Annotated in this window: 30 protein-coding genes; 16 read left to right on the forward strand and 14 right to left on the reverse strand. The window is 72.6% G+C overall.

Translation table 11 applies throughout. The features are described from left to right. Positions 1-11: 11 nt before the first annotated feature. From ABD437_RS18105 to ABD437_RS18120, 4 genes are read left to right on the forward strand one after another with little or no spacing between them, the layout of a single operon-like run. Positions 12-2,708 carry a helix-turn-helix transcriptional regulator gene (locus ABD437_RS18105; protein WP_344650012.1) on the forward strand — a complete coding sequence of 899 codons (2,697 nt, stop codon included), beginning with the start codon at positions 12-14 and terminating at the stop codon, positions 2,706-2,708. A gap of 56 nt (positions 2,709-2,764) precedes the next feature. After that, a complete protein-coding gene (locus tag ABD437_RS18110) occupies positions 2,765-3,553 on the forward strand; it encodes an alpha/beta hydrolase (protein WP_344650013.1) in 789 nt (262 codons plus the stop codon). Continuing rightward, positions 3,550-4,338 (forward strand): SDR family NAD(P)-dependent oxidoreductase, encoded by a 789-nt coding sequence (locus ABD437_RS18115; RefSeq protein WP_344650014.1) that lies wholly within the window; start codon positions 3,550-3,552, stop codon positions 4,336-4,338. Before ABD437_RS18110 ends, ABD437_RS18115 begins: the two co-directional genes overlap by 4 nt. Positions 4,339-4,347: 9 nt before the next feature. Continuing rightward, on the forward strand, positions 4,348-4,791 hold the full coding sequence (locus tag ABD437_RS18120) for a cupin domain-containing protein (protein WP_344650015.1): 444 nt from the start codon (positions 4,348-4,350) through the stop codon (positions 4,789-4,791). Here ABD437_RS18120 and ABD437_RS18125 read toward each other — a convergent pair. Genes ABD437_RS18125 through ABD437_RS18135 form a run of 3 tightly spaced genes read right to left on the reverse strand, consistent with a single transcriptional unit; the run spans position 4,778 to position 6,552 of the window. Continuing rightward, positions 4,778-5,665 (reverse strand): SRPBCC domain-containing protein, encoded by an 888-nt coding sequence (locus ABD437_RS18125; protein WP_344650016.1) that lies wholly within the window; start codon positions 5,663-5,665, stop codon positions 4,778-4,780. The two genes, ABD437_RS18120 and ABD437_RS18125, sit on opposite strands and share 14 nt — an antisense overlap. Beyond that, positions 5,652-6,215 (reverse strand): ArsR/SmtB family transcription factor, encoded by a 564-nt coding sequence (locus tag ABD437_RS18130; RefSeq protein WP_344650017.1) that lies wholly within the window; start codon positions 6,213-6,215, stop codon positions 5,652-5,654. Before ABD437_RS18130 ends, ABD437_RS18125 begins: the two co-directional genes overlap by 14 nt. A gap of 25 nt (positions 6,216-6,240) precedes the next feature. Further along, entirely contained in the window at positions 6,241-6,552 is a 312-nt protein-coding gene (locus tag ABD437_RS18135) for a winged helix-turn-helix transcriptional regulator (protein ID WP_344650018.1), read from the reverse strand. A 66-nt stretch (positions 6,553-6,618) separates the two neighbouring features. On the opposite strand from ABD437_RS18135, the gene ABD437_RS18140 reads away from it, so the two are divergent. Then, entirely contained in the window at positions 6,619-7,293 is a 675-nt protein-coding gene (locus ABD437_RS18140) for an SDR family NAD(P)-dependent oxidoreductase (RefSeq protein WP_344650019.1), read from the forward strand. On the opposite strand, the gene ABD437_RS18145 is transcribed toward ABD437_RS18140, so the two are convergent. Then, a complete protein-coding gene (locus tag ABD437_RS18145; protein ID WP_344650020.1) occupies positions 7,290-7,523 on the reverse strand; it encodes a zinc-ribbon domain-containing protein in 234 nt (77 codons plus the stop codon). The genes ABD437_RS18140 and ABD437_RS18145 overlap by 4 nt on opposite strands. Positions 7,524-7,545: 22 nt before the next feature. Then, the gene (locus ABD437_RS18150; protein WP_344650021.1) at positions 7,546-8,595 is read right to left on the reverse strand and encodes an LD-carboxypeptidase; all 1,050 of its coding nucleotides are present in this window, start codon (positions 8,593-8,595) and stop codon (positions 7,546-7,548) included. Between the two features lie 302 nt (positions 8,596-8,897). Between ABD437_RS18150 and ABD437_RS18155 the strand changes: the two genes are divergently transcribed. From ABD437_RS18155 to ABD437_RS18165, 3 genes are read left to right on the forward strand one after another with little or no spacing between them, the layout of a single operon-like run. Then, on the forward strand, positions 8,898-9,308 hold the full coding sequence (locus ABD437_RS18155; RefSeq protein WP_344650022.1) for a Zn-ribbon domain-containing OB-fold protein: 411 nt from the start codon (positions 8,898-8,900) through the stop codon (positions 9,306-9,308). After that, entirely contained in the window at positions 9,305-10,525 is a 1,221-nt protein-coding gene (locus ABD437_RS18160) for a thiolase family protein (protein ID WP_344650023.1), read from the forward strand. Before ABD437_RS18155 ends, ABD437_RS18160 begins: the two co-directional genes overlap by 4 nt. A gap of 35 nt (positions 10,526-10,560) precedes the next feature. Next, complete coding sequence (locus tag ABD437_RS18165; RefSeq protein ID WP_344650024.1) at positions 10,561-11,493, forward strand: arsenic resistance protein; 933 nt, start codon at positions 10,561-10,563, stop codon at positions 11,491-11,493. Between the two features lie 119 nt (positions 11,494-11,612). Here ABD437_RS18165 and ABD437_RS18170 read toward each other — a convergent pair whose 3' ends face one another. Continuing rightward, the gene (locus ABD437_RS18170; RefSeq protein WP_344650025.1) at positions 11,613-12,326 is read right to left on the reverse strand and encodes a hypothetical protein; all 714 of its coding nucleotides are present in this window, start codon (positions 12,324-12,326) and stop codon (positions 11,613-11,615) included. A gap of 144 nt (positions 12,327-12,470) precedes the next feature. Between ABD437_RS18170 and ABD437_RS18175 the strand changes: the two genes are divergently transcribed. Beyond that, complete coding sequence (locus ABD437_RS18175) at positions 12,471-12,899, forward strand: DUF6896 domain-containing protein (protein ID WP_344650026.1); 429 nt, start codon at positions 12,471-12,473, stop codon at positions 12,897-12,899. Between the two features lie 10 nt (positions 12,900-12,909). Here ABD437_RS18175 and ABD437_RS18180 read toward each other — a convergent pair whose 3' ends face one another. Then, on the reverse strand, positions 12,910-14,298 hold the full coding sequence (locus ABD437_RS18180) for a serine hydrolase domain-containing protein (protein ID WP_344650027.1): 1,389 nt from the start codon (positions 14,296-14,298) through the stop codon (positions 12,910-12,912). A gap of 84 nt (positions 14,299-14,382) precedes the next feature. On the opposite strand from ABD437_RS18180, the gene ABD437_RS18185 reads away from it, so the two are divergent. Together ABD437_RS18185 and ABD437_RS18190 are read left to right on the forward strand one after the other, a co-directional pair. After that, on the forward strand, positions 14,383-14,985 hold the full coding sequence (locus ABD437_RS18185) for a TetR/AcrR family transcriptional regulator C-terminal domain-containing protein (protein WP_344650028.1): 603 nt from the start codon (positions 14,383-14,385) through the stop codon (positions 14,983-14,985). Between the two features lie 89 nt (positions 14,986-15,074). Beyond that, on the forward strand, positions 15,075-15,692 hold the full coding sequence (locus ABD437_RS18190) for a hypothetical protein (RefSeq protein WP_344650029.1): 618 nt from the start codon (positions 15,075-15,077) through the stop codon (positions 15,690-15,692). 20 nt (positions 15,693-15,712) lie between these two features. Here ABD437_RS18190 and ABD437_RS18195 read toward each other — a convergent pair whose 3' ends face one another. The 3 genes from ABD437_RS18195 to ABD437_RS18205 all read right to left on the reverse strand — a co-directional run bounded on the left by ABD437_RS18195 (position 15,713) and on the right by ABD437_RS18205 (position 17,902). Next, positions 15,713-15,928 (reverse strand): hypothetical protein, encoded by a 216-nt coding sequence (locus ABD437_RS18195; protein WP_344650030.1) that lies wholly within the window; start codon positions 15,926-15,928, stop codon positions 15,713-15,715. Further along, entirely contained in the window at positions 15,928-16,785 is an 858-nt protein-coding gene (locus tag ABD437_RS18200; RefSeq protein WP_344650031.1) for a DUF4262 domain-containing protein, read from the reverse strand. The genes ABD437_RS18195 and ABD437_RS18200 overlap by 1 nt, the downstream gene beginning before the upstream one ends. A 286-nt stretch (positions 16,786-17,071) precedes the next feature. Further along, positions 17,072-17,902 (reverse strand): formate/nitrite transporter family protein, encoded by an 831-nt coding sequence (locus tag ABD437_RS18205; protein WP_344650032.1) that lies wholly within the window; start codon positions 17,900-17,902, stop codon positions 17,072-17,074. A 115-nt stretch (positions 17,903-18,017) separates the two neighbouring features. On the opposite strand from ABD437_RS18205, the gene ABD437_RS18210 reads away from it, so the two are divergent. Next, complete coding sequence (locus ABD437_RS18210; RefSeq protein ID WP_344650033.1) at positions 18,018-18,389, forward strand: VOC family protein; 372 nt, start codon at positions 18,018-18,020, stop codon at positions 18,387-18,389. A gap of 13 nt (positions 18,390-18,402) precedes the next feature. Here ABD437_RS18210 and ABD437_RS18215 read toward each other — a convergent pair whose 3' ends face one another. The 3 genes from ABD437_RS18215 to ABD437_RS18225 all read right to left on the reverse strand — a co-directional run bounded on the left by ABD437_RS18215 (position 18,403) and on the right by ABD437_RS18225 (position 21,620). Continuing rightward, positions 18,403-19,560, reverse strand: a complete 1,158-nt coding sequence (locus ABD437_RS18215; RefSeq protein ID WP_344650034.1) for an acyl-CoA dehydrogenase family protein — start codon at positions 19,558-19,560, stop codon at positions 18,403-18,405. Beyond that, complete coding sequence (locus ABD437_RS18220) at positions 19,560-20,744, reverse strand: CaiB/BaiF CoA transferase family protein (protein ID WP_344650035.1); 1,185 nt, start codon at positions 20,742-20,744, stop codon at positions 19,560-19,562. The genes ABD437_RS18215 and ABD437_RS18220 overlap by 1 nt, the downstream gene beginning before the upstream one ends. 126 nt (positions 20,745-20,870) lie before the next feature. Next, positions 20,871-21,620 (reverse strand): enoyl-CoA hydratase-related protein, encoded by a 750-nt coding sequence (locus ABD437_RS18225; RefSeq protein ID WP_344650036.1) that lies wholly within the window; start codon positions 21,618-21,620, stop codon positions 20,871-20,873. A gap of 67 nt (positions 21,621-21,687) precedes the next feature. On the opposite strand from ABD437_RS18225, the gene ABD437_RS18230 reads away from it, so the two are divergent. Both ABD437_RS18230 and pgfA read left to right on the forward strand, forming a co-directional pair. After that, positions 21,688-22,398, forward strand: a complete 711-nt coding sequence (locus ABD437_RS18230; RefSeq protein ID WP_344650037.1) for a GntR family transcriptional regulator — start codon at positions 21,688-21,690, stop codon at positions 22,396-22,398. 365 nt (positions 22,399-22,763) lie between these two features. After that, positions 22,764-23,843 carry a cell envelope lipid trafficking protein PgfA gene (gene pgfA, locus ABD437_RS18235; RefSeq protein WP_344650038.1) on the forward strand — a complete coding sequence of 360 codons (1,080 nt, stop codon included), beginning with the start codon at positions 22,764-22,766 and terminating at the stop codon, positions 23,841-23,843. Positions 23,844-23,848: 5 nt separating this feature from the next. Here pgfA and ABD437_RS18240 read toward each other — a convergent pair whose 3' ends face one another. Then, on the reverse strand, positions 23,849-24,424 hold the full coding sequence (locus ABD437_RS18240) for a TetR/AcrR family transcriptional regulator (protein WP_344650039.1): 576 nt from the start codon (positions 24,422-24,424) through the stop codon (positions 23,849-23,851). Between the two features lie 62 nt (positions 24,425-24,486). Here ABD437_RS18240 and ABD437_RS18245 point away from each other — a divergent pair, with 62 nt between their 5' ends. Beyond that, a complete protein-coding gene (locus tag ABD437_RS18245; protein ID WP_344650040.1) occupies positions 24,487-24,651 on the forward strand; it encodes a hypothetical protein in 165 nt (54 codons plus the stop codon). Beyond that, a complete protein-coding gene (locus tag ABD437_RS18250; protein WP_344650041.1) occupies positions 24,648-25,856 on the forward strand; it encodes an acetyl-CoA C-acetyltransferase in 1,209 nt (402 codons plus the stop codon). The genes ABD437_RS18245 and ABD437_RS18250 overlap by 4 nt, the downstream gene beginning before the upstream one ends. Positions 25,857-25,881: the final 25 nt, after the last annotated feature.

The following is a 25,881-nucleotide window of genomic DNA, read 5'->3' on the forward strand; positions in this document are numbered from 1 at the left end:
CGCTCGGAACCATGCAGGGGCGGCTGGAGGAGCGTCAGCTCCTGAAATCGATCGTCGGGCGGGTCCGGACGGGGTCGAGCGCGACGCTCGTGCTCGTCGGTGAGGCCGGCATCGGCAAGACCCGGCTGCTCGACAGCGTCGCCGAGGCCGCCGACGGGGTGCGGATCGCGCGCACCGGCGGGGCCGAGGCCGAGACCCACCTGGGGTACGCCGGGCTCCACCGGCTGCTCCGCCCGTTCCTCGATCGGCTCGACCGGCTCCCCGCTCCGCAGCGCACCGCGCTGGCCACCGCGTTCGGCCGCGTCGGCGGGCCCGCTCCCGACCTGTTCCTGGTCGGGCTGGCCACGCTGACGCTCCTCGCCGACGTCGCGGCCGACGCGTCGGTCGTCGGCCTGGTCGACGACGCGCAGTGGCTGGACCCGGAGTCGCTGGCCGTGCTGGCGTTCGTCGGGCGGCGGCTGGACGCCGACGGCATCGGCCTGCTGATCGGGGTCCGCGACGACCCGGCCGCGCTCGCCGTCCTGCGTGGCCTCCCGGTCCATCCACTGACCGGCCTCTCCGACGACGACGCCGAGCGCCTGATCGTGTCCACCGCCGGGGCCCGGCTCGATCCGCACGTCACCGGCCGGATCGTCGCCGAGACCGGCGGCAACCCGCTCGCGTTGCTGGAGGTGACCGGGGCGCTCTCCACCGAGCAGCTGGCGGGCGCCTCGGTGCTGCCGGAGCACCTGCCGATCGGCGAACGGCTGGAGGCGCACTTCGCCGGCCGGCTCCGGACGTTGCCGCCGGACACCCGCCGGCTGGTGCTGCTGCTCGCCGCCGCGCCCGCCGACGACGAAGCCGTGCTCTGGCTGGCCGCCGCCCGGCTGGGGCTGGACCCCACGGCGCTGGACGCCGCGATCTCGGCCGGGGTGGTCCGCGGACAGGCGGTCCGGCATCCGCTCATCCGGTCCGCGGTCTACGGGGCCGCGTCGCCGGCCGAGCGGCGGGCGGTGCACGCGGCGCTCGGCGACGTCACCGAGCGCGCGGACCGCCGCGCCTGGCACCGCGCCGAGTCGGTGGCCGGGTTGGACGACACCGTCGCCGCCGAACTCGAGCAGGCCGCCGACGGGGCGCGTGGGTTCGCCGCCCGCGCGGCCCTCCTCGTCCGCGCGGCCGAGCTCACGTCGGACGCCCCGCACCGCGCCGAACGGTTCCTCGCCGCCGCGCGCACGTTCGTGGTCGTCGGCGACACCGCCGCGGCCGCGCGCCGGCTCGAGCAGGCGACGCCGTGGCTCACCCGGCCGAGCGCGCTGGCCGCCGCCGAGCGGGTGCGTGCGACCGTCGAGTGGTACGGCAACGGCATCGCGGCGCGGGCACCGGCGATCCTGCTCGACGCAGTGGAGACCCACGGGCCGCTGGACGAGCGCACGACCAGGGCGATGCTCTGGGAGGCGATGTCGGCCGGTGTCCTCGCCGGGCGCTACACCGAGCGGGTCACGCCGGTGGACATCGCCCGCGCGGCGTTGCGCCTGCCGCCCGGCGGGACCACCGTCGCCGACCGGGTCCTCGACGCGTTCGCGACCCGGATCGCCGGGGACTACACCGAGGCGGCACCGCTGCTGCGCGCCGCGGTCGCGGCGATGCGCACCGACGACGTCGTGGACGGGGTCGGCGCCGAGGCGGCGGTGGGCTCCTGGGCCGCGCTCGACCTCTGGGACGACGACGGGCTCGGCGCGGTCCTCACCCGGATGGACGCGTCGCAGCGGGCGCAGGGCGCGCTGCAGGCGCTGGTCAGCACGTTGCCCACGCTGACGCTGTGGAAGGTCGCGATCGGCCGGTTCGCCGAGGCCGCGGCCCACCTGGACGAGACCGCCGAACTCTGCGCCGCGATCGGCGCGCCACCGCGCGACGACGCCCACCGCGTCGAACTGTTCGCCTGGCAGGGCCGGGAGGACGAGACGCGGGCCGCGGCCGACCTGGCGCTGCGCGTGTGGGGCGCCCAGCTGCGCTACTCCGCGCTGGAGGCCCACGCGCTCTACGCGCTCGTCGTCCTCGAACTCGGCCTCGGGCGCTACCGCGAGGCCCTGGACGCGGCCGAGCGGCTGCTGACCGACGATCCGCCCGGCGAAGGCAACCGCGTACTGGCCGACGCCGTGGAGGCGGCCGTCCGGGCCGGTGAACACGCGGCGGCGCAGTTCGCGTTCACCCGGCTGGCCGCGCGCGCACCGGTGAGCGGAACGCCGTGGGCGCTCGGCCTGCTGGCCCGGTGCCGGGCGCTGCTGGCCGCTCCGGGCGACGCCGAGTCGCTCTACAAGGAGTCCGTCGAGCAACTGGAGCGGACGTCGGTCCGCACCGACCTCGCCCGCACGCACCTGCTCTACGGGGAGTGGCTGCGCCGGCAGGGCCGCCGCACCGACGCCCGCGACCAGCTGCGCGTCGCCCACGAGCAGTTCACCGCGATGGGCGCGGCCGCGTTCGCGACCCGGGCCGAACACGAACTCCGCGCGACCGGAGCGTCGGTACGCAAACGCACGCCCGCGACGGACGTCCGGCTGACCGCGCAGGAGTTGCAGGTGGCGCGCCTCGCGAGCCGCGGGGCCACCAACGCGGAGATCGCGACCCGGTTGTTCGTGACCGCGTCCACGGTGGAGTACCACCTGAACAAGACGTTCCGGAAGCTGAACATCACCTCCCGGCGGCAGCTGGCTGGGGTGCTCGACCCCTAAGGACTGGGGTGTTTCCCGGGCGCGAGCCGGGGTGCGCCGGTGGTGGGCTGATCGCCATGGCATCCGTACTGTTCATCCACGGACTGTGGCTGCACGCCGAGTCGTGGGCTCCCTGGATCGACCTGTTCCGATCGGCCGGTTACGACGCCTCGGCGCCGGGCTGGCCCGGTGACCCGGAGACGGTGGCGGAGGCGCGGGCGAACCCCGACTCCATCGCCGACCACGGCATCGACGACGTCGTGGCGCACTACGCCGCGCTGATCAGCGCCCGGCCGGAGAAGCCGATCCTGATCGGCCACTCGTTCGGCGGCATGATCGCGCAGAAGCTGCTGGGCCAGGACCTCGCGGCGGCCGCGATCGCGATCGACGCCGCCCAGATCAAGGGGGTGCTGCCGGTGCCGCTCTCGGCGCTGCGGGCCACGCTCCCGGTCTTCAAGAACCCCGCGAACCTCCACCGGGCGGTCTCGCTGACCGCCGAACAGTTCCGCTTCGCGTTCGGGAACGCGATCCCGGCCGAGGAGTCGCAGGACCTGTTCGACAAGTGGACGATCCCCGCGCCGGGCAAGCCGCTGTTCGAGGCGGCCACCGCGAACTTCAACCCGCACTCGCCGGCGGCCGTGGACACGCACAACGAGCTGCGCGGCCCGCTGCTGCTGATGACCGGCGGCAAGGACCACACCGTGCCCGAGTCGGTCACCCGGGCCACGCTCAAGCAGTACCGGCACTCCGACGCGGTCACCGACCTGCTCGACTGGCCCGACCGCGGTCACTCGCTGACCATCGACCACGGGTGGCGCGAGGTCGCCGACGCGTCGCTCGAGTGGCTGACGAAGCAGGGGCTGTGAACCTGCACCTGTACGGCAAGACGGCGGTGGTGACCGGCGCGAGCAAGGGCATCGGGCTGGCGATCGCGCAGGCGCTGGTCGGCGAGGGGGCCAACGTCGTCACCGGGTCGCGGCAGCTCGGCCCGGAGCTCAAGGAGCTGGCCGCGCACGCGTCGGTGCATCCGGTCGCGGTGGACCTCACCGACCCGGACGGCCCGCGGACGCTCGTCGACGCGGCCGTGGAGACGTACGGCGGCGTCGACGTGCTGGTGAACAACGTCGGCTCGGTGCACCCGCGCACCGGCGGGTTCCTGTCGGTGAGCGACGAGGACTGGACCGCGACGCTGACCGTGAACCTGCTGGTCGCGGTACGAACAGTGCGGGCCGCGCTGCCGCGGATGCTCGAGCGCGGTGCGGGTTCGATCGTGACGATCGCGTCGGTCAACGCGTCGCTGCCCGACCCGCTGGTGATCGACTACAGCGCGGCCAAGAGCGCGCTGGTGAACTTCTCCAAGGCGCTGTCCAAGGAGGTCGGTCCGCGCGGCATCCGGGTCAACACGATCAGCCCGGGCCCGGTGAGCACCGACCTCTGGCTGGGCGACAACGGGGTCGCCGCCACGGTGAGCCAGGCCAATTCCCGCTCGCCGGAGGAGATCGCGGCGGCCGCGGCGGCCGACGCGGTCACCGGCCGGTTCAGCACCCCGGCCGAGGTCGCCGCGCTGGTGCTGCTGCTGGCCGGAGACCGGGCCGAGAACGTCACCGGCGCCGACTTCGTCATCGACGGCGGTTTGACCACGAGTGTGTAGGAGATTCGAATGTCCGATCAGTTCTGGTTCCTCGGCGGCAAAGCCCGGATCCTGATCCCCGGCGAGGCCACCGGCGGCGCGATCAGCGTCGTGGAGTTCACCGACCCGGAGAAGCACGCACCGCCGATCCACGTCCACGACCACGAGGACGAGGTGTGGACGGTGCTGGACGGCGAGATCACCGTGTTCGTCGGCGACGAGCGGTTCGACCTGCAGCCCGGCGAGGTCGCGCTCGGACCGCGGGGGGTGCCGCACTCCTACCTGGTCCGCTCGCCCGTCGCCCGGCTGGCGGTGAGCTTCGCGCCGGCCGGGCTGGAGACGTGGTTCTCCGGCAACAGCTCGCCGGTGCTGGCCGGCGACGACGTCCCGGCGCCGTTCGACATCGGCTCGATCGTCGCCGCGGCCGAGGCGTACCAGCTCCGGGTGGCCGGCCCGCCCCCTACCGCTCCGTAGCGAGCATGCCCTCGGGCACCCCGGCGATCTCCATCCCGCGCCAGATCGGACGCCACTCCGGCAGCTCGTGGTAGCGACGCAGAGCGGCGAGGCCGCCGAGCCAGCCGGCCCAGCCCGGGTGGGGCGGGTTGGTGACGTCGAAGCCGCTCTGCACCACGGTGAGCCGGGTCGCGCCGCCCGAGCCCTCGAGTTCCCAGGTGTCGAGCATGCCGTCGGCGAAGCGCAGCGTGACCTTGCGGCCCGGCTCGAACGCGACGAACGTCGCCCCGCCCGGGTCGAGGTCGAACCCTCCCATCGCGAAGCGGCCACCCACGGAGGGCTCGATGTCGACGTTCGCGCCGGACCACCGGCGGAACTGCTCCGGCTCGGTCATCGAGGCGAACACCTCGTCCGGCGTCGCGTCGATCAGCATCTCGGCGCGGAACTCCGTCGCGGTGAAGTCGCATCTGGGGGTGAGCGCGCGTCCCTCCACGTGGTCGGCGAGGTTGGCGATCGAGAGGGTCCAGAACGTCTGCAGTGCACCGCGGGCGCCGGCCCGGTCGGCGATCACGTCCTCGAAGGGCGGCAGGTCGCTCTGGCTCAGCGTCACCAGCGTGCCCTCGGGGTCCTCGGCCAGCTCGAACTGGGTGGTGGTCTCGACCCCGTCGACGGTCCAGGCGAACCGCAGCGTGCGCTCGTCGGCGTACAGCAGCCGCTGGTGCGGCTCGGCGCCGTCGGGCGTGAAGCGGCCCCAGAACGCGTAGCGGCCGGGCAGGTCGACCTCGGCGTGCTCGGCCAGCCAGACGCGCAGCGCGGCCGGATCGGTCAACGCCTGGTGGACGGCGTGCGGCGGCGCCGCCACGAGCGCGGTCAGACGCAGGTCAAACTCGGTCATCGGGGTCTCCCGTGGGGTAGCAGGCGACGGCGAGGCGGAACGCGTCCCCCTGGGCGCCGCCGTACCGGGTGAAGAGGTCCTGCAGGGTCTGCTGCAGGTCGTCGAGGAAAGCCGCGCGGTGTTCCGGACGCACCCGGATGTCTCCGGAGACTCCGATCGACGGCAGGTCGGGCCGGGTGCGGTCGAGCGCGGCGACGTCCCTCTGGACGTCCTCCATCAGGTCGATCAGGTAACCGAGGCTGAGCCGGTCGCGGGTGCGGCCGAGCCCGATGCGCCCCACCAGGCCGGGTGACAGCCAGTACGAGCGGGCCGCCGCCTGATAGATGCCCTCGGTGATCCCGCGCACCCGGCGCTCGGCGACCTGGCGCACGAGGTCGGCGTCCAGCAGACGTTTGACGTGGTAGTAGACCCGCTGCGGGGTCTGGTCGAGCTCGGCCGCGACCTCGGTGCACGAGCGGGGCTCGGCGAGCCGCCGCAACACCTCGATGCGGTGCGGCTTGAGCAGGGCCTCGGCCTGTGGAAGGCGGTCGAGGTAGAGGACGTCTCTCATGGCGAGGACGAGTTTTTACGTAAAACTATTTTTTGTCAATGGCGATCGCGGCGAGTTCGAGGACCGAATCGAGCATCCGGATGCCGCGCTCGGTGAGGGCGTACTCGACACGCGGTGGGTGGACGGTCCGCGTGACGAACCCGTCGGCCTCCAGATCGCGGAGCGTCCGGGTCAGCATGCGGTGCGAGATGCCGGTGACCGACCGGCGGAGCTCACCGAAGTGCACCGGTCCGGTGCGCAGCCGGCCGAGCACGAGCATCGTCCACTTGTTCCCGATCCGGCCGATCACCCCCAGGACCTGCGCGCACGCGTCCTCGTCGACCGTTTCGATGAGCATCGATCCCCTTAGGAACAAAAAAGTGCGTACTTGAGGCGTCCTGTCCGGACCACCATTGTGCGGAGGGTGACGAACAGTGTGGTGATCGTGGGAGCGGGGCCGGGCCTCGGGTCGGCGTTGGCGCGGCGGTTCGGTGCCGAGGGGTACGACGTCGGGCTGGTGGCCCGCGACCGCACCCGCCTGGAGACGGACGCCGCGACGCTGCGCGCGGCCGGGGTGGCGGCCACCGCGCACCCGGCCGACGTGCGCGACGAGGCCGGGCTGCGCGCCGCGCTGGACGCCGCCGGACCGATCGACGTGCTGATCTGGGCGGTCGGGCCGGGTTCGGCCCCGATCGCACCGGCCGGCGAGGTCACGGCCCCGGGGGTGATCGAGCAGGTCGCGCTGCACGTGGGCGGTGCGGTGACCGCGGTGCGCCACGTCCTGCCGCCGATGCTCACCCGGGGCGCCGGCACGGTGCTGATCGCGACCGGGGCGTCGTCGGTGGTGCCGATCGCCGTGCTGGGTGACGTCGGCATCGCGATGGCGGGGCTGCGCAACTGGGCCCTGGGCCTGCGCGCGGCGGTCGCCGGCCAGGGCGTCCACGTCGCGACCGTGACGATCGCGACGCTGCTCGCACCCGGCCACCCGGTGGGGGACCCGGACGCGGTCGCCGCACGGTTCCTGGCCCTGGCCGGCGCACCGGAGCGCGCCGAAGAGGTGATCGGCGACCTCGACGAGGTCCGCCGCCTGGTGGGCTAGCGGGTGATCAGCTGGGCGTCGCGCTTGCTCGCCGGGTGCCGGGTGCGGCACATCGGGTTGCCGCACTCGGCCACGTACTTCGTGCGCACCGGGAACAGCGGGACGAAGAACAGGCTGAACTTCGTGACCTCGCGCAGCAGTGCCAGGCGGCCCTGCCCGCAGACGTGGCAGACCGACGCGATCCAGCCGAGCGGATACACCTTGGTGCGGAAGCCGAAAATGAGGAACACGCTCCAATTATCCCGGAGCGTGTCACGTGTAGTCGGCGTGGACGCGGCGGCCGGCGCCGTCGACCGTGACGATCCCGCCGTGCGGCAGGATCCACTGCGGCTTGGTGTGCCCGAACGGCACCCCCACGCACACCACCGCATCCGGGTTGTACTGCCCGACCAGCCCGGCGACGACGTCCCGCTGCCCGGTACGCAACCGGCGCCGCTCCTCGGCCGGCGGCCGCCGCGCGTGGTCGGACACCGGCGGCCGCCCGACCAGCACCGCGTCCACGGCGCCCAGGATCCCGCGTTCACCCAGCGCACGCACGATCCACCCGACATTGCGCGCGGGCAGCAGCTCCTCCGACGTCTCCAGCAGCAGCACCCCACCGGCCAGCGCGTCCGGCGATACCGGGCCCCGCCCCGCGGTCAGGACCCACTCGATCACCTCGAGGCACCCGCCCCAGGTGGGCCCGGTCACCGACCGCGCCGGCCCGTACCAGCTCCACGGCTCGGTCGGCTCGCGCTCGCCGAAGCTCTCCAGGGCCCGGGGATCACCCCAGTCGACCCCGAAATCCTCCGACTCACCGGGATCGGTGACCTCCAGTTGCTCGCCGGTCACCAGCGCCGCGCACAACGACCGCGCGTGCACGTCGTCGACGCCGGGACCGGGACCCAGGTGCACCTGTGACGAGCCGCCGTAGAAGCTGGCGATCCCGGCGCTCCACAGCCACTGGTGGAGGTTCGTGTTGTCGCTGGTGCCGAGGAACGGCTTCGGGTCGGCCCGCGCGAGGTTCGCATCGAGGTGCGGGACGACCGTGATCTGATCGTCCCCGCCGAGCACGGTGAGGATCGCCCGGATGGTCGGATCGGCGAACGCCGCGTTCACATCAGCGGCCCGGGCCGCCGCCGACGCGCCCACCCGGCGGGTCGTCGGGAACTCGACCGGCACCAGCCCGGTGAGCTCGGCCAGCCGTCGCATCGCCTGCTCGTGCACGGCCGGGTACGCGCCGGCCGCGGCGAACGAGGGGGAGAGCACCGCGATGCGGTCACCCGGGCGGGCCTTGGGCGGTCGGATCAGCACTTGCGGCATCCTGCGATCCAACCAGGCTCCGGTGGCCGGTCGGTGCAGAATTTCTCGTCCATCGACGCGAGCGCGCGCTGTCGAGCGAGTACAACAGGAAGCTCACCCGCCGACCGACCCCGCACCTCTGGTGCCGCCGGGTGAAGGTTGCCGAGCCGGCCCTCGGCGATCCCCGCCCACCACCGCGCGGCCGCCGCCGCGGCGTTCCTCGACCTCCGCCCACCCATCGTGCGGCCGCCGCCGCGGCAGTCCTCGAACCATCGCGCGGGCGCCGCCGCGGCGCTCCTCGACCCCCGACCGGAAGGATCCGGATGACGAACCCACAGATCCCGTTCGTGGACTACCTGGAACTGCGCCCGGAGCCGCACCTGGTCGCCCACGAGTGCACCTCGTGCGCGGCCCGCTACTTCGACCGTCGCAACGGCTGTGCGCACTGCGGCGGCCGGGACTTCCGGGCGGCGCCCGTCGCGACGACCGGCGAGGTCCGTTCGTTCACGATCGTGACGTTCGCCGCGCCGGGCGTCCCGGTGCCGTTCGTGGCCGCGGTCGTCGACTGCGACGGCACCAGCGTCCGCACCAACCTGGTCGACGTCGAGCCCTCGCCCGACGTCGTCCACCTGGGCATGACGGTGGCACTGACCACCTACGTGGCCGGCACCGACGCCGAGGGTGTCGACGCGGTCAACTACGCGTTCAAGCCTCTCGGGAGGGCCGAGCAGTGACCGACGACCTCTGGATCCTCGGGATCCACATGACGAAGTTCGGCAAACACCCCGACGAGGACCTCGTCGACCTCGCGGCCGAGGCGGCACTCGGTGCGCTCGCCGACGGCGGCGTGACGATGAGGGACGTCGGCGTGCTCGCGGCCGGCAACCTGCTCGGCGGCGTGGGCGGCATCGGCCAGCTGCTGCAGAAGCAGATCGGCCAGACCGGCATCCCGGTCTACAACGTGCAGAACGCCTGCGCGACCGGGGCGACCGCATTGCGCACGGTGTGCATGGCGATCAAGGCCGGCGAGGCCGACTACGGCCTCGCGGTCGGCGTCGAGAAGCTGTCCGGCGCCGGGCTGCTCGGCGCGCGACCCCGGACGGAGACCAGCGGCGCGTGGGAGCGCACCGGGCGGTTCGGTGCGGTCGGGACCGTCGACGGGCGGATCGGCACCGAGACGATGGCCGGCGTGTTCGCCCAGGTCGGCATGGAGTACGGCCACAAGTACGGCGGTGCGGACTTCGAACTGTTCGCACGGATCAGCGAGAAGAACCACGCGCACTCGACGCTCAACCCGCTGGCCGCGTACCAGAAGAAGATGAGCCTCGAGCAGATCATGAACGACGTCATGATCGCCTACCCCAACACGCGACCGATGTGTTCGGCGAACACCGACGGGGCCGCGGCGGCGGTCGTGGTGAGCGACGCGAAACTCCGGACGCTCTCGCTCGAGCAGCGGCGCCGCGCGGTGAAGATCGCCGCGTCGGTGCTCACCAGCGACCCCTGGCAGGAGGCCTGCCAGGTCCTTCCCGATGTGAACACGCTGACCCGGAACGCGGCCCGGCAGGCGTACGAGGCGGCCGGCGTCGGGCCCGAGGACCTGGACCTGGTCGAGCTGCACGACTGTTTCGCCACGGCCGAACTCGTGCACTACGACAACCTGATGCTCTGCGAGGAGGGCGGCGCGGTCGACTTCTTCCGGTCCGGCGCACCGTGGCGCGACGGGAGCACACCGGTGAACGTGTCCGGCGGGCTGCAGTCGAAGGGGCATCCGATCGCGGCGACCGGCATCGCGAACGTATGGGAGGTCGCCACCCACCTGCGTGGTGAGGCCGGTCCGCGCCAGATCGAGGGGGCCAGGGTGGGGCTGGCCCACGTGATCGGTCTCGGGTCCGCGTGCGGCGTCCACGTGCTCGAGCGGGCGGCCGGCGTCAGCGCCCCGCGGGGGTGAGGCCTCGGCGCGGGTACGCATGATCAACTAGCGGTGTGCGGGTACGGGACCTGGTCGACGGGGCGGAACGGCACCAGGTCCCGATCTACCTCGGTGCGCTGGCCGCCGGGGGACTGGTGGGGTGGGCCGCGCCCGGCGCCGGGCTCGACCGGCTGATCAACCCGCTGCTGGCCGCGCTGCTCTACGTCACGTTCCTGCAGGTCCCGGCGGCCGAGCTGGTCCGTTCGCTGCGCGCGGGCCGGTTCCTGGGCGCTGTGCTCGTCGTCAACTTCCTGGTGGTGCCGCTCGTCGTCGCGGCCCTGTTCGTGTTCCTGCCCGACGACCGGGCCGTGCGGCTCGGCGTGCTGCTCGTCCTGCTGACCCCGTGCGTCGACTACGTGATCGTGTTCAGCGGCCTCGCCGGCGGGAGCAACCAGCGGCTGCTCGCCGCGACCCCGCTGCTCCTGCTCGCGCAGCTGGCGCTGCTGCCCGGCTACCTCTACCTGTTCCTGGGCCCCGGTCTCGCCGACGTGGTGGAGCCCGGCCCGTTCGTCGAGGCGTTCGTCGTGCTGATCGCGGTGCCGCTGACGCTGGCCTGGATCACCCAGGCGTGGGCCGCCCGGCGCCGCACCGGGCGGCGCTTCACGGCCGCGGCCGGCGCGGCGATGGTGCCGCTGATGGTCGGTGTGCTCCTGACCGTCCTGGCGTCCCAGCTACCCGGCCTCGACGTCCGGGTGATGCCGTTCTACGTCGTGTTCCTGCTGGTGATGGCGTTCGCGGGGCGCGGTGTCGCCCGGCTGTTCCGCCTCGACGTCCCCGACAGCCGGGCCGTCGTGTTCACCGGCGCCACCCGCAACTCCCTGGTGGTGCTGCCGCTGGCGCTGGCCCTCCCCGGCGACCCGGCCGCGGTCGTCGTCGCCCAGACCCTGGTCGAGGTCGTCGGCATGGTGATCTACCTACGCGTGGTTCCGCGCCTCGTCCCCGCGTGACTGTTCGGCAGCCGAACGTTCAGTGCGCAACCGCTACTGCTCCTGCGCACTTCGCTCGACGAGGCGCCTCCTGGGGATGGGCCGGAGGCGCCTCGGGGTGAGCGCGACGGTCAGCGCCGTCAGCGCGGGGCCCGGTCGGCCTCCGGGTGGACCGGCAGGGGGCGGTTCGGGATCAGGCCGCGCCGGTCGGACCAGCGGAACACCCGGCGGACCGGGTTCGTGCGCGCGCCCTTGACCGACTGCCGGACGTCGACGGCGCCGTAGCGTGCGTCGATGCCCTGCACGACCCACTTCGCGTTCGCGACGAACTCGGTGGACGTCACGAAGTCGCGGACGTACGGCCGGTAGTTCACCTTGCCGCGGTACCCGGACACCTTCGTGAAGCTGACCACGTAGTACCACGTGTAGCCGACGGTGGACCGGGACGTCAGACAGTTGAACTGGATGAGCTGGTCGGGCTGACCGTCCCGGGTCACATCGGCGGTGTCGACCTTGCGGACGTAGATCCGGTGGCGGCCGCGCTGGGCCACCCCGAAGTCGCTCTCGGGCGGCGTCTGCCGCTCGAACGAGAGTCGCCCGCCGGGGCACCGGCTGCCGTCCGGCAACCGCGGGGAGGTCCACGGCACGTCCACCGTTGCCCTCCGCCAGTCGAACTTCTCCGGCGAGCTCGCGATCGTGAGCGACCGCTGGCCCGGCGGGGGAGCGCTCGCGGTGGTGCTCGGCGTCTCGGCGGCGGCCGCCGGAGCGTTGAGCGCCGCACCTCCGGTCGCCGCGGCCACGACCGCGAACGCGGCGGCCGCAGCCAACCGGTCACGTAATGTCCTGCTGGTCATCTCGGTTCTCCCCGTTAGCACCGGCTCGTCCGGTGACAGTGGAGAGCATGCTCACGCCGTCGAGCACCTCGCCATTCGTCGTCGGCTGTCTGACATACGTGCAACGCGCCCGCCGCATCGAGCGGAGATCCACATACTGAACGCATGAGTTCGGATCGCTCCCCGGTCGAAGCGGTCGAGCGTTTCGCCGCGGCGCTCCGGGAGATTCGCACCCGGTTGCTCGCCGACCTGCCCACCGTCGCGGACATCGCCGACCTCCTGGCCGCGGTCCGCTCGCGTCGGGATCTCCCGCGGGAAGGCGTCACGACCAGCGGAATCGAGTACAGCGTCCACGGCGCGGGATGCCGGCTGACCGCTCCCGACGGCCGGGAGGTCGACGTCGACCTGGTGACCGACCCCGGCGTAGGTCACGAGGTGGAAGCTTTCGACGCGTGGCGGATCCGGTGGTTCCTCGACGAAGCCGCCGAGGAGGGCTTCACCGACCCGGAGATCCTGCTCGCCTGTGCTCGCCTGAGCGCGAACGGCACGCTGCGTCCGGTGGTGGAGGGCCGCTGGTACGCGCTCGGGGAGTAGCTGACCCGTCTCAGTCGACGCGCCGGTGGGCGCGACCACCGAAGTGCACATAGGTCGGTCGGCCGGCCGGTTCGTCGGGGTTGAAGAAGGCCGCCAGCAGCGCGGTGTCGGCGATCGGGAGTTTGAGCAGGAAACCGTCCTCGCGGGTCGTCGGCTTCAGCGGTAGGTCGATCATCGGCGGCAGGTCCTCCACGTCCGGCCCGGTGCGGGTCACGACGAACGAGACCACCAGGCTCGACTCCTCGGCCTCGGCCACCTCCAGGCGGACGCCCGCGCGTTCGTACGTCCCGACGTACCGGGCCGGGTCGGCGACCGAGGGAGAGGCGAGCTGTGCGGGGTCGGGCCGGGGTCCGACGCCGAGTCGTTCGCCGAACAGCCACCCGGCCAGGTCGCGGTAGAGGTTCTGCGCGCTCTCCACGTTCGTCTGCAGGCAGAACCCGAACCGCTGCTCCGGCGCGACCCGCAGGAACGCGTTCTGGCCGATCGAGTTGCCGTCGTGGCCGATGACCGCGATCTCGCCCCACCGGTCCAGGATCCAGCCGAGCCCCCACCCGTCGCCCAGGACGGTGTCGTCGACCAGGTCGATCTGCCGGACCCGCATGTCGGCGACCGCTCCGGCGGACAGCAGCGCGGTGCCGTCGGCCGCGCGGCCGTCGCGCAGGTGCAGTCGCACGAACTCCAGCACGTCGCCCGCGCTCGCCACGACCGACGCGCCCATCGGGCCGCAGGACCGGTACAGCCCCCAGGTCGTGCTCACCGTCAGCGACGACGGATCGTGCGGATCGGGAACGTGCCCGACGGCGACCGGGTGCAGGATCGCCTCCTCGGCGAAAGCGACGGTGTGACGCAGGCCGAGCGTCTCGAACAGACGGGTTCGCAGCGCCTCCTCGAACGGGACGCCGGTGACCACCTCGATCACCCGCCCGAGCACCGCGTACCCGCTGTTGCTGTAGCTCCAGACCGTGCCGGGCGGACAGATCTGCGGGAGGTCGGCGATCTGGTCGACGTAGCGCCGCAGGGCGTCGTCGCCGCGGCCGGTGTCGAGGAAGACGTCCCCGTCGAAGCCGCTGGTGTGGCACAACAGGTCACGGATGGTGACGGTGTCCCGGGCGTGCTTGTCGGCGACCTGGAAGTCGGCCAGGTACCGGCGCACCGGGACGTCCAGCTCCACCAGCCCGTCGTCGACGAGCATCATCACCAGCGTCGCGGTGTAGAGCTTGCCGATCGACCCCGGCAGGAACAACGCGTCGGTGGTCGTCCGGATGCCGGTGCGCAAGTTCAGCACGCCGGCGGCCACCTCGGTGACCGTGTCACCGTCGAGGACCGCGAGTTGCGCACCGGGTACGCCGTGCCGGTCGATCAGTTCGGTCAGTTTCTTCGCGAGTTCGTCCACGTCCATGCCGCACGCTCTCCTTACCTACAACGTAGGTTACTTTTACCTACACTGTAGGTACGGGGTCAAGGGAGGTAGATAATGGGTGGCATGCCCTCGCTGACGCGTGACCAGATCCTGTGGGCCGCGATCCGCATCGCCGACGACGAAGGCCCGGACGCCGTCACGCTGCGTCGTATCAGCAGCGTGCTCGGGGTGCACGTGACCTCCCTCTACAACCACGTGCCGACGCGCGACGCGATCACCGACGGCATGCTCGAGGTGCTACTCGCCGAGGCGAAGCTGCCGACGCACCCGGTGCCGTGGGAGGAGTGGGTACGCCGCTTCTTCGCCGCGGTGAGCGACATCGCCACCACGCACTCCGGCGCGTTCCACGCGACGTCACACCGCCCCGTCCAGGGGGCGCGGGCCACGGCGTCGTTCGAGATCGCGATCGCCGCCTTCATCCAGGCCGGCTTCTCGACGCTCGACGCGTTCGCCGCCGTGAAGACCGTGGTGCTGCTCGCGGGCTCGGTCGGGCAGGAGCAGAGCCAGAGCGCCCGGGGCGAGTCGCTGGAGACACGTCTGGCCGACCTGCCGGCCGAGGCCTTCCCGCTCGTCCGCTCGATCGCCGGCACCGCGCAGCCGGAGGACGCCTGGGCGTTCGCACTCGAGACGGTGATCGCCGGTCTGCGCGCCCGCCTCGAGGCGTGACGAGCGCGCGTGACGGCCGGAACGTCCGCGTCCGGACACTCGCTCACGCCGCCGGTGGAGTCGAACCTCCCGGCTGCGAGGATGCCCCGGTGACGATTCCCTCGGACGTTCTGGACGCCGCGGCCGCCGACCCCGCCTCCCCGGCGTGGACCCGGATCTGGCGCGACTCGTTCCGGTCCGGCTCGTCCGACCCGGACAGCGCGGCGCTGCTGCCCTGGCTCGCCCGAACGTGCGCCGCTTTCTCTCCCGAACAGCGCGAAACGGCGGTGATACAGGCTGGGCGGATCGCGCTCGACGCCACGGACGAGGACCGGGCCGCGTACGCGTCGGACATCGAGGTCCTCCGCGCGCTGGCCGTGGAGGGCCTGCCGAGCGCGTCCACCGACCGGATGTTCGTCTACCTGCAGCAAGCCCTGCTCGCCTACGACGGTGACGAACTCTGGGGAAAGGAACTCGACCGCCTCAACGACGCCGAAGCCGACGTCGTCTGCCCCGAATGCGACGACGACCTCCTCGTCGACCTGGATTCCGACGACGGCTCGATCACGCCGGGCTTGAGCTCCCCGCTCGGCGCCCGGCTCCACGCCCAGGCGGTCCGGGCCGGCCGGAAGTCGGTGGCCACCCGACTGACGTTTCTCTTCGGCCAGCTGACCTGCCCGAGCTGCGGCTCCTCCTTCCCGCCGGCCGATCACCTGGCCGGCACCTGAGAACCTCGCGCGGGGAGACGTCACAGCTCGGCCCAGTGGTGGGGCTCCTGGTAGACGTGCCAGCCGTGGAAGAACCACGCGGCGAGGTCCTGCAGGCGTGCGATGCACGCCTCGTAGTAGCTCGCCGGTTCCGGACGCGGGAAGTCGACCTGTGCAGTGTGGGCCGGCACCCACCGCTCCAGCGTCAGCATGAACGAACCCGGCGCCGATGCGAACTCCCGGCGCACGACGTCCATCAGGTCGGCAGGTACTGCTCGGCTCGTTTCCACGCGGCGATGCTGGCCTCCTGCTCCGGGGCCGAGATCGTCGCACGACGCCAACCGTCGTCGGCGTCGGGACGGGCCACCGACCCGTCGGGCAGGTCCGAGAGCCGGCGCAGGCCGGGGTGTCGCAGGACGAGATGGCCCAGGTAGGTGACGCACAGGTCGTCGGCGTCGTGGCCGCGGTCGTCGAGGACGTCGAAGGCGCTGTCGTCGAGCAGCACCGTCGACACCGCACGGGTGCCGTCGAGGACCCCACGGGTGGTCAGCGCCCAGCTGTCGGGTTCGCCGGCCAGCGGGAAGTCGTCGGCGAAGTGGCCCAGCAAGCGCCAACCGCCGGGAGGATGGTCGTCGACCGGCAGCCAGGCCCACGCCTGCCGGGTGCGGCTGCTGACCGTGGCGTCCGGATCCCCGGGCCAGCGCCCGCGGGCGTCCGGCCAGACCAGCTGCCAGACCGGGACCGGCCGGCCCTGATAGAAGCGGTGGGCGGTGCCGAAGAGCGCGCCCCGCCAGGATTCGTCCACCGGGCGGAGCTGGGTGTCGAACCCCTCGAGGACACCGGCGAACGGCGTCTCCGGCTCGGGCCATCCGTTCGTCCGCAGCTCGGCGACGCAGCGGTTGAGCCAGTGCTGCATCTGCCCGCCGTCGAGTCCGAACATCACCAGTTCGGGCCGCCCGAACGTGTGCCACGACCCGACGGTGTGGGCGAACTCGACCGCGCCGGTGATCCGGAGGACGGACCAGCCGTGTTCGTCGACCGTGGCCGCGAGCGACGCGTCCCGGTGGTGCGGCGGCGGCACGCAGAGGACGCACGGACAGCGTCGGTCGCTCATCCCGCGAGGCTACCGCCGGCCCGGTGTGGACAATGGCGCGCAGGAGCACCGCACCACGTCTCGCTGGTGACGGAGGTCCGGAGCGACGGGCGTGCGGTACTCGAAACCGTTCCGGCGACACCTACGACGTCCTGGGCGGTCCGGCGCCGGTCCACGGCGGCGGCGCCGGAGATCGCGCCGTGCGGCATGCGTACGGTTCGTCTACGACGAGGACGGCGCGACGCTCGGCTGGTGGACCGTGTCCCCTGAGCTGACCGGGCTCACGGTCGAAGCCCGAACCGTCCGTTCACGATGCCTTCGCGCGCTCGTCGGCGACCCGCCCCGGCACCCGCGCGAGCCGCAGGAACGCGACCAGCCCGACGCCGCCGACGAGGTTGCCCAGCGCGGACCACCCGAGCGCACCGAGCCAGTCCAGGTACCCGAACGGGGCCCGGCCCGTGTGCAGCGCGGCGAACATCAGGATCGAGTCGAGGATGCAGTGGAACAGCTGTCCGCCCGCGAGCAGCGCGCCGAACAGCAGCGCGGGGACGAGCTGGACGCCGACGCTCTCGGTCGCGTGCTGCATCCGCGTCATCAGCGTGATCACCATCCCGGCCAGCACCGCGAGTGCGAACGACGTGAGCGTGACGCCCAGCGCGGCGTAGTGCTCGCCGGCCGTCACGGCGGTGGGGCGCAGGCCCGGGAAGGCCCGGACGATCAGCCAGGCGACGAGAAAACCACCGACCAGGTTCCCCACCAGCGTGACGGCCCACAGCCGGGCCAGCGCCCCGGCGGAACCGTGCCGGCCGACCACCGCGGTCACCGGGACGAGGAAGTTCTCGGTGAACAGCTCGGAGCGGGCCAGCAGGAGCGCGACGAACCCGATGCTGAACGCCACGCCGGCCAGCAGCGTCGACCCGGTGGCGTGCTCGACGAGCAGGTACGCGAGCACACCGGTGCCGACGTCGATGCCGCCGAGCAGGCCGGTGACGATCAGCGTCGGCCAGGGACGGTGCAGGCGGATCTCGCCCTCGGACACCAGCCGGTCGAACGCGTCCTCCAGTTCGGGCTCGCCGTCGGAGGTCGACTCCCGGCCGCTGTCGGTGTCGCCCTGGTGCGCGTCGTCGGTGCGGGGCATGGAAGGTCCTGTCCTCGGTCGGTGGCTGCCGCCGACTACCCGCCGGAACCCGGCCCACACCGACGGCGGGCCCCGAAACGCTAGGCTGCGCGGTTCACCTACCGATCGGAGCCCGATGCGTCTCGTGATGGTGCTGGACTGCGCCGATGCGGACACGCTGGCCGACTTCTGGGCCACCGCGCTCGGCTACCGCCGCGGACCGTTCGAGCGGCCCTACGTCCGGCTGACCGACCCCGGCGGGCGGTGGCCCGACCTGCTGGTGCAGCAGGTGCCCGAGCCCAAGGGCGGCAAGAACCGGATGCACCTGGACGTGCACGTGCTCGACGTCGCGGCCGAGGTGGAGCGGCTGACCGCGGCCGGCGCGACCGTCGTCGACCCGGCGCACGACGACGAGGGCTTCCTGACCGCGGTGCTGGCGGATCCGCAGGGCAACGAGTTCTGCGTGCTCCGCCCTCCCGACGGCGACGCCCGCCTCACCGAGATCTGACCACGCACCTCGTTCAGCCGCGGGCGGCCGGGCCCAGGGTCTGGCGGGCGATGATCACCTGCTGGATCTGGCTCGTGCCCTCGTAGATCCGGAACAGCCGGGCGTCACGGTAGAACCTCTCCACCGCGACGCCACGCATGTAGCCGGCGCCGCCGTGGATCTGCACCGCGCGGTCGGCCACCCGGTTCACCATCTCCGAGCAGAAGTACTTGGCCGCGGACGGGCCGGTGATCTTGTCGGTGCCGGCGTCGTACGCGGCGGCGACCTCACGGACCAGTGCGCGCCCCGCGTAATGGTCGGTCACCGAGTCGGCCACCAGGCCCTGGACGAGCTGGAACCGGGCGATCGGCGCGCCACCGGCCCGGCGGGACTGCGCGAACTCCACCGACTCGGCCACCAGACGACCCGCCATCCCGACGCACAGCGCCGCGATGTGCACCCGGCCGTGCGCCAGGCACTGGGCCGCGATCCGGAAGCCGTTGTTCACGCCGTCCTCGCCGCCCACCACCGCGTCGCGCGGCAGCACCACGTCGTCGAAGTGGACGTCGGCGGTGTGGGCGCCGAACTGGCCCATCTTGCGGTCGGCCGGCCCGACGCTCACCCCGGGCGTGTCCGACGGCACCAGGAACGCGGTGATCCCGCGGTTGCCCGGCGCGTCCGGGTCGGTGCGCGCGAACACCATGAAGACGTCGGCCACCGGCGCGTTCGTGATGTAACGCTTGGCTCCGTTCAGCACCCACCGGTTGCCGTCCCGGCGCGCGCCGGTCGTGAGCGACGACGGGTCCGAGCCCGCGTCGGCCTCGGTCAGCGCGAACGACGCGGTCACCTCGCCGGACGCCAGCCGCGGCAGCCACTCCTTCTTCTGTTCGTCGGTGGCGCCCTCGAGCAGCACGTGCCCGGCGATGCCGTTGTTCGTCCCGAACAGCGATCGCAGCGCCGGGGTCGTCCACCCCAGCTCGAAGACCAGCTCGATCTCCTGGGCCACCGACAGGCCGAGCCCGCCGTACTCCACGGGGATCGTGAAGCCGTACAGGCCCATGTCCTTGCACCCGGCGACCAGCGACTCGGGCACCGCGTCCGTGGCGTCGATCTCCTCCTCGCGCGGGACCACGTCGTCGCGTACGAACGTGCGCACCGCGGCGACGATCTCGGCCAGGTCAGCGTTGTCCATCAGTCCTCCAGTGGGCCCAGCACCTGCGCGGCACGCAGCTCCGCGACGTCCTTCGAGGTGTATCCGAGTTCGGCGAGAACCGCATCGGTATGTTCGCCGAGTTCGGGAACCGGGCCCATCGGTGCGGCCCGGCCCGCGACGATCGCCGGTGGCAGCAGCGCGTCGACCGGGCCGCCCGGCGTGTTCACCGATCGCCACCGGTCCCGGGCGGTCAGGTGCGGATGGGCGAGCACCTCGTTCGTGGTCCGGTACACCGAGTTGCCGATGCCCGCCGCGTCGGCCGCCGCCTGGATCTCGGCCAGCGGCCGGGAAGCGCACCAACGACCGACGACCGCATCCAGTTCGACGCGGTGCGCGACCCGATGGGCGTTGTGCGGATAGCGCGCGACCAGCTCGGGTTCGCCGAGCAGGGCGGCGAGCCGGGTCCACTCGGCGTCGTTCGTGGTGCCGAGCACGACCGTCCGGCCGTCCGCGGTCGGGTACGCCCCGTACGGCGCGACCGCGGGTGAGCCCATCCCGACCGGCTCCTGCTCGACGCCGGTCGCCGCGGTCCAGGTCAGCGGGTAGCCCATGAACTCGGCCATCGCGTCGAACATGCTGACCGAGATCCGCGCACCCCGTCGTTCGGCGAGCGCGCCCAGCACGGAGATCGCGGCGTACAGCCCGGTCACGCCGTCGGCGAACGGCGGCCCCGGCTTGGCCGGCGCGTCCGGCGTCCCGGTCAGCGAACAGACCCCGGCCTCCGCCTGCACCAGCAGGTCGTAGGCCCGCTTCCCGGAGAGCGGCCCACCCGTTCCGTAACCGCTGATCTCGACGCTGATCAAGTCGGGATGCGAACGGTCCAGGTCGTCGGGGCCGACGCCGAGGCGCGAGGTCGCGCCGGGAGCCAGGTTGGAGACCAGCACGTCCGCGCGCGACAGCAGCCGGCGCAGCACGTCCCGGCCGTCCGGATGCCGAACGTTCAGCGCCACCGACTGTTTGCCACGGTTGAGCCAGACGAAGTGCGCGGCCTGACCGTGCACCACCTGGTCGTAGGTGCGGGTGAAGTCGCCGCCGCGCGGGTTCTCGATCTTCACCACGCGGGCGCCGAGATCACCGAGCGTGCGGGTGGCCAGGGGAGCGGCCACGGCCTGCTCCAGTGCGACGACGGTGACGCCCGCGAGGGGGCCGCGCTCAGAGGACACGCTCGCGATCGTCGCTCACCCGCGCCCACCGCGTGGCCGCAGCGCCGAGAATCTCGCACCCGTCCGGTGCCGCCGGTGCCTCGACCGTCGCGGGGAGCCCGGAGCGGTGTCGTCAATAGACGAAACCTACGAGCGGGCTCGGAGCTGATCGCGCAGGCGGGTGGCGGTCTCGTGGAAGTGCGGCTGGGTCACCGACCACTCCTGGGCGGCGAGCTCGATCGCGGCGGCGTCGGCCGGGTCGTCCACCGCGCGGGACGCCCGGAGCGTGGCCTTGGTCAGGCGGACCAGTTCGGGCGAGCGGCCCGCGACGCGTTCGGCGAAGGTGTCGGCCAGCGTCGACAGGGCGGCGTCCGGGACGCAGCGCCAGGCCAGACCGTGGGTGACGGCTTCGGGGCCGGTGAGCACGTCGCCGCAGAGCACCAGGGCCGCGGCGCCCTGCTCGCCGATGCGCCGGCTCAACCGCCACAGGTGGCCGCCGCCGGGGTGGATGCCCACGTCGAGGAACCGCGGATCGAACCGGGCGCTCTCGCCGGCGAGGACGACGTCGCAGGCCAGCGGCAGATTGACGCCCGCGCCGATGGCCGGGCCGGCGACCGCGGCGATCGTCGGCACCGGGGCGTCGGCGAGCGCGGTGAACCCGGCGTAGAACGTGGCCAGGGGAGCGGTGCGGTCGATCAGCCCGTCCAGGGAACCGCCGGCGCAGAACACCGGCGGCTCGGCGTCGAGGACGAGCACGCGGGCGCCGTCGGCCAGCAGCGTGCCCACCCCGGCGGCCAGGTCGTCGCTGAGCTGACGGCTGAGCGCGTTGCGGTGGCGGGGATCGGCGAGCGTGAGGCGGCCGACGCCGCGGATCAGTGACGTCCGGACGGTGGGCACGGGCGCGCCTCCAGCCTGCTCAACACGTATGGGATAATGTATATCGGAGATTCGGTACGAGGGGGTCGTGATCGTCACGCGAGCAGACGTGGGAGCGTCCGGCGTCGAGTTCGTCGCCGACGAGGCCGGCGGGCTCTCCCGCCCCACCAGCGCGCAGCAGGTGGCCGCCCACATCCGGCGGATGATCTTCGACCAGCGGCTCCGGGCCGGCGAGCGGGTGCCGCAGGACGAGATCGCCGCGGAGCTGCGGGTCAGCCGCGTGCCGGTGCGCGAGGCGGTCATCGCGCTGGACCGCGAGGGCTGGGTCACGTCCCGCCCGCACCTCGGCGCGTTCGTCAACGGGCTCGACGAGAACTCGGTTCGCGACCACTTCGAGCTGCTCGGGCTGGCGTACGGGCTGGCCGCGCGGCGCGCGGTGGAGCGCGGCACCGCGGAGGGCATCGCGAGCCTCGCCGAGACCGCGAAGGAACTGCAGGCCACGAACGACGCCGACGCGTTCACCGCGCTCAACACCGCGTTCCTGCGCCAGGTGCTGGTGCTGGCCTCCTCGCGGCGGATCAGCGCGGTGTCACGCGTGATCACCACGAACATCGTGCCCGGGAACTTCTTCGCGCAGGTGCCGGGCGTGATCCGCATCCACAAGCGGGGCGTGCGGGCGATCGTGAAGGCGCTCAAGGCCGGTGACGGCACCGGGGCCGAGGCCGCGTTCGTCGACCTGCTGCGTGCCGAGACCGACAGCGTGGTCTCACTCCTCGAACAACGCGGCCTGCTCTCCTGAGGGCGGCCCGCAGCGTCGCCCTCAGCGGGCTCCAGGTTCAGACGATGAACCGCGCGGCAGAACCTGTTCTCGGGTGGTATCAGCAGCACGTGCCTGTCTGCGGCGTGCCGGTAGGTGCGCCGACCTCCATCAGCGGCCACCCGACCGCGCGGGGCATGGTCAGAATATATACAGTATTCAAGATGTGATCCGAACCAGGACTGCGTACCAGTTGACCGTGGGTAGAACCGGTTCTAGTATTTCCGCCACGTTGTCCTGTGTACTCCGTCCGGACATCGAACTGTGGGCCCGAAGCGCCCGGCTCCAGCACGACGCTCCTCCCGCCAGCTACGTATCTGGATCAACGGCGATCGGATGGTGTCCCCATGACCGCTGCTCCCGACCCGGTGACGTCCGAGCGCCACGCGCACTCGGACGCGCCTACCGCGCCGGTGGCGCCGCCGGTCCGCCCGGACCACGCGCCCGAGCACGCGTCCGGGGAGCCGCCACGCTCCCGGCGCCTGCTCCGGCTGGCGCTGATCGGCGCCGGAATCTTCCTCCTCGTGGTCGGCATCCTGCTGCCGCTCTACGTCTATCCCCGCGTGGCCGTCCTCCCGGCCGACCCGCAGACCGAACAGGTGCTCAAGGGCACCAACGCCACCGTGCTGTGGCCCGACCCGGACGCGCCGGCCGGTGCGACGGTGCTGACCGGCGTGAACGTGACCGTCCGGAACTTCGTGTCCGAGGCCACCGGCGTCGACAACGACGGCGACGACAACGTCTGGGACATCGCGACCCGGATCGAGGTCGACGGCCGGGGCATGCTCCAGGCCCGGGTCGAGCGGCTCTCCATCGACCCCCGGACGGCCGAGGCCACCAACTGCTGCGGCGACCGGCTCGTCACCGACGAGGCCGAGCCGGACGGCAAGGAGCTGCGGCACGAGGGCTACTACACGTTCCCGTTCGACACCCAGAAGACGTCGTACCAGATCTGGGACACCTCGCTCGAACGGGCGAACACCGCCGAGTACATCGGGGAGTCGCGCAAGGACGGCCTGGACGTCTACATGTTCCGTCGCACGGCGCCGCTGCAGAAGGTCGGCACGATGGAGCTGCCCGGCGGGCTCTTCGACTCCACCGCGCCGAACGTCGACGCGGACGCCATGTACGCCAACACCCGCACGTACTGGATCGAGCCGAACAGCGGTGACGTGATCGGCATCCGCGAGGAGATCACCCAGCAGTACATCGCGAACGGCAAGACCGTCACGGCGTTCGAGGCGAAGATGGACAGCGTCCGCAACGCCGACGACCGGCTCGAGCAGGCCCGGCAGGCGCAGAGCCTGCTGCCGTGGCTGCGTGGCCGGGCGTCGATCGTGCTGGTGCTGCTCGGCCTGGTGCTCTTCGTCGCCGCGGTGCTGGTCGCCCGCCCGGCCCGGCTCCGCCGCCGGACGTCGGCGCACTGAAGCTCTCAGCCCTCCTCGGCCTGCTCGTTCCGCAACCGCGGGACGAGCAGGTCGACGAACCTGTCGGCGATGCGGTGGATCTCCTCGACGTCGCCGCCGCGGTAGATCGCGTGCGTCAGCCGGGACGTGATGAGCGCCCACAGCATCGTCGCGGCGTCGTCGGCGGGGGCCGGGCCCAGCACCGCCACCTCCGCGGCGAGCGCGTCGCGGGCGTCGCGGGCGAACTCGGTCAGCAGCTCCCGCGCGTTGGGATCCGCGCTGCTCTGCAGCGTGACGTGCGCCCGGTAGAACTGCGGCTGCCGCTCGTAGGCGGTGATCACGCCGTGCACGCGGGCACGCACGCGCGTCTCCGGCGACTCGCCATGCGCGGCGACCGCCGACCGGCTGCCCCAGTCGGTCACCACGGCCGCGTACAGGTGCTCCTTCGACGAGAAACAGCGGTACAGCGTGCCGAGGGCCACCCCGGCGCGCTGGGCGACGTCGCGCATCTGGATGGTCTCGTACTCCTGCTCCTGCAGGGACTCGCGGGCCGCGCGGAGGATCCGGTCCCGGCGCTCGACCTGCCACGACGACGTCGTCACGCGCGCACCTCCAGGCCGGGGCTGCGTATTGTATATAATCTCACCGCACCGAGGAGCGGCCGATGCGTGTCTTTCCGGCTCCGGACGAACGCCACCACGAGATCACGCCGGAACGCCTCGCTCGGTTCGCCGGCGCGTTCCGGGTCGTGTCGTCGGTCACCGTCGAGCGCGAAGGCGAGCCGACACCCGTGGTGGTCGCCGGGACCGGGGGACGGTTCTCCCGGTGAACCCCCGCGAGGCAGTGATCTGCGCTCCGCTGCGCACCCCGGTCGGCCGCTACGGCGGCGTGCTCAAGAGCGTCTCGGCCGCGACGCTCGCCGCGACCGTGATCCGCGCGCTGCTCGAGCGCACCGGCCTGCCCGCCGGGTCGGTGGACGACGTCGTGCTCGGCCAGTGCTACCCCAACGGGGAGGCGCCGGCGATCGGCCGCGTCGCCGCGCTCGACGCCGGGCTGCCGGTCGAGGTGGGCGGCGCCCAGGTGGACCGGCGGTGCGGCTCGGGCCTGCAGGCCGTGCTCTGGGCCGCGATGCAGGTGCAGACCGGCGCCGCGGACGTCGTCCTGGCCGGTGGGGCGGAGAGCATGAGCCAGGTCGAGTTCTACTCGACGACCGCACGCTGGGGCGCCGCCGGTGACCAGCTGGTGTTCTCCGACCGGCTGGCCCGCGCCCGGGTCACCGCGGGCGGCGAGCACTACCCGGTGCCGGGCGGGATGCTGGAGACCGCCGAGAACCTGCGTCGCGAGTACGGCATCTCCCGCCGCGAGCAGGACGAGTACGCGCTGCGCTCGCACGAGCGGGCCGTGGCCGCGCAGCGGGACGGGCGCTTCGCCGCCGAGATCGTGCCGGTCGCGTTGCCCGGCGGCGCGCTGGTCGACACCGACGAACACCCGCGTGCCGACTCGTCGCTGGACAAGCTGGGCCGCCTGCGCCCGGTCCTCGGCCGCACCGACCCCGGCGCGACCGTCACCGCCGGCAACGCCAGCGGGCAGAACGACGGCGCGGCGGTGTGCGTGGTGCTCACCCGGGAGAAGGCCGAGGAGTACGGCCTGCGCCCGCTGGCCCGCCTGGTGTCCTGGGCGGTCGCCGGGGTCCCGCCGTCGACGATGGGCATCGGGCCGGTGCCCGCCGTCGCGAAGGCGCTCGGCCGCGCGGACGTCGCGTTGACCGACGTCGACCTGATCGAATTGAACGAGGCGTTCGCCAGCCAGGTGCTGGCCTGCACCCGGGCCTGGGGCTTCGGCGACGCCGACTTCGAGCGCTTCAACGTGAACGGGTCGGGGATCTCGCTGGGTCACCCGGTCGGCGCGACCGGCGGGCGCATCCTGGCGACGATGCTGCACGAGCTCGACCGGCGGGAAGCACGCTACGGCCTCGAAACCATGTGCATCGGCGGCGGCCAGGGGCTGGCGGCGTTGTTCGAGCGTGTGACGTAGGTCACCGAGTGTCCGATGCGGACCC

Source organism: Cryptosporangium japonicum (assembly GCF_039524755.1).
GTDB classification, from domain to species: domain Bacteria; phylum Actinomycetota; class Actinomycetes; order Mycobacteriales; family Cryptosporangiaceae; genus Cryptosporangium; species Cryptosporangium japonicum.